The 2,824-nt window shown below is 72.9% G+C and carries 2 protein-coding genes; both read left to right on the top strand.

Annotated features, from left to right (window positions below; genetic code table 11):
* The first annotated feature begins 13 nt into the window (after positions 1 to 13).
* Entirely contained in the window at positions 14 to 994 is a 981-nt protein-coding gene (locus EHS43_RS41805; RefSeq protein WP_125195709.1) for an ABC transporter permease, read from the top strand.
* An 86-nt stretch (positions 995 to 1,080) separates the two neighbouring features.
* Positions 1,081 to 2,778 carry an amidohydrolase gene (locus EHS43_RS41810; protein ID WP_125195710.1) on the top strand — a complete coding sequence of 566 codons (1,698 nt, stop codon included), beginning with the start codon at positions 1,081 to 1,083 and terminating at the stop codon, positions 2,776 to 2,778.
* Positions 2,779 to 2,824 lie beyond the last annotated feature (46 nt).

Consider the following 2,824-nt stretch of genomic DNA (forward strand, 5'->3'; position numbering starts at 1 on the left):
CCGAAGGAGCAGCATGACCGCCGCCGACTCCGTCCTCACCCGGCCCCGGCTGCTGGCCACGGGCGGGCTGACCACCCTGCGGCGCCAGCCGCTGATCGCCGTGCTCATCGCCATGGTCCTGGTCTTCCAGCTGTCCACGGGCAGCTTTCTCGACCCGGCGAACCTGCGGGGCATCGCCACCGACGCCGCCACCCTGGCCGTCGTGGCGGTGCCGTCGGCACTGCTCGTCATCAGCGGCTACCTCGACCTGTCGGTCGGCTCCACCCTCGCCCTCGGCGGACTGGTCGGGGGATGGCTCGCCGGGCAGGGACAGTCGCCCGTCGTCGCCGTACTCGGCGCGCTGGCCGCGGGAGCGGCGGTCGGCGCGGTGAACGGGCTCCTGTGCTGCTACTTCGGGCTCTCGGCGTTCATCGTGACGCTCGGCATGCTGACCGCCGTACGAGGGCTCGCCCAACAGCTGTTCCCGTTGCCGCTGAGCGGTTTCGGGACCGGATTCGCCTGGCTGGGCGGGGCACGGATCTCGGGTGTCGCCGCACCGGTCGTCGTCGCCGCGCTAGTGACGGTGGCCGGCGCGCTGTTCCTCGCGCTCACTCCCGCGGGCCGGCACGTCTTCGCCGTAGGCGTCAACCGGGAGGCCGCGCATCTCTCCGGCATCGACGTCCGCCGTACCCCCTTCGCCCTGTTCGTGATAACGGGCGTCGCGGCTGCCCTGGCCGGGGCGATCAAGGCGTCGGTGCTGGACAGCGTGGTCGCCGGGACCTCCGGCAGCGGATTCGAACTGGCCGTCCTCACCGCCGTACTCGTGGGCGGGGTCGCGCTCACCGGGGGCTCCGGCTCGATCCTCGGGGTGCTGCTCGGCGTGCTGTTCCTGGGCTGCCTCCAGAACGGCCTGACACTGCTGGACGTGCCCACCTTCTGGCAGCAGATGGCGCAGGGCAGCGCCCTCGTGGCGGGCGCGGCTCTGGCGTACTTCACACCCCGCGGCGCCCGTTGACCGCGGCCGACCCCGCCCACAGCCCCGCAACCACTCCGCTTCCACTCCCACTTCTCCTTCCGCCTCCGTTTCCGAAAGAGGTCCCCATGCGCCGCTCCGCCCCCACCCTTGTCCTGACCGGCGGTCAGGTCCTCACCGTCGACCGGGACTTCACGGTCACCGAGGGCGTCGCCGTACGGGGCGGGGACATCGTCGCCACGGGCAGCGACGCCGAGATGCGCGCCCTGGCCGGCCCCGGCACCCGGGTGGTCGAACTCCGTGGCCGGACCGTCCTGCCCGGCCTCAACGACTCCCATCTGCACGGCGCCGCCTACGGCATGACCAAGCCACCCTTCGCCATCGACGTCGGCCACCCCGCCGTACGCTCGATCGCCGACATCGCGGCCGCCGTGCGGGAGGCGGCGGAGGCGGCCCGCCCGGGGGAGTGGATCATCGGCCTGGGCTGGGACCCCGGTTACCTAGCCGAATGCCTGGCCGATCCGCGGCGCTTCCCGCACCGCCATGACCTGGACGCCGTCTCCCCGCACCACCCGGTGTGCCTCACGGACTTCTCCTCGCACATGGTGTGGGCCAACAGCGCGGCGCTGCGCCGGTGCGGCATCGACGCCGGCAGCACGCCCCCGCCGGGCGGCGTCATCGACCGCGATGCCGACCAGGAGCCCACCGGCATCCTGCGCGAGGCGGCCCAAGGACTCCTCCAGGCCGCGCTCCCCGCCCCCACGATCGCCGAGCGCCGCCGGGCCATCCGGGGCGTGGTTCGCGAACTGCACACGCGCGGCATCACCAGCTACACCGAGCCCGGCCTCGGCCCCGGCGGCACCGGCACCCTCTTCGGCGGACTGGCCACCGACAACTGGACCGCGTACGCCGAACTCGTGGCGGCAGGCGAACTCCACGCCCGGGTCAGCGTGTTGCTGCTGCCCGCCCCCATGGGCGGCTCCGCCGACGACCTGCGCGAGGGCCTCGACGAACTGCGCCGCCCCACCTCCGCGGACCCGCGCAGGCTGAACGCCATCGGCGTCAAGATCTTCGCCGACGGCGTGCCGCCCAACCGTACGGCGTGGATGAACGAGCCCTACCCGGAGGGCGGCCACGGTGCCCTGTGCGTGCACGGCGACACTCCCGCGCTGCAGGTGGAGGAGCTGCGCGAGATGATCGCCGTCGCGCACCGGGCCGGGTTCCAGCTCGGTGTGCACGTCACCGGGGACCGGGCCATCGACACCGTGGTGGAGGCCTTCGTCGCCGCGAACGCCGCCGCGCCCCGCCCGGACGCCCGGCACTACGTCATCCACGGCGACTTCATCGGCGCCGGCAGCCTGGCGAAGCTGGCCGCCCACGGATACGGCGTCAACATGAACCCGGCCATCAAGTGGACCATCTCCGACCTGATGGACGAGGTCGTGGGACCCGAGCGCTCCGCCTACCAGTGGCCGGTACGCACCGCGGTCGAGGCCGGCGTCCGCGTGTGCGCGAGCTCCGACGCGCCGATCACCGAGCCCGACTGGCGCCAGGGCGTCGCCGCGATGATGCTGCGTGAGTCCAAGGCCAGTGGCCGTACGAGCGGCCCCGAGCAGCGCGTGCCCCTCACCGAGGCCCTGCGCGCCTACACCGCGACCCCCGCGTGGCAGGACTTCGCCGAGGACTGGAAGGGCACCGTCGAGCCCGGCAAGGCGGCCGACCTGTGCGTCCTGGACCGCCCGCTGCTCGACCTCGACCCGCACGACATCACCGACGTACAGGTCGACCTCACCGTCTTCGACGGCACCGTCGTCCACGAACGCTGACCCCGGACTCGTAGAACCCAAGGAACTCCCCGATGAGGAGCCACAG

Origin of the sequence: Streptomyces sp. RP5T (genome assembly GCF_003933965.1) — a bacterium.
Classification (GTDB): domain Bacteria; phylum Actinomycetota; class Actinomycetes; order Streptomycetales; family Streptomycetaceae; genus Streptomyces.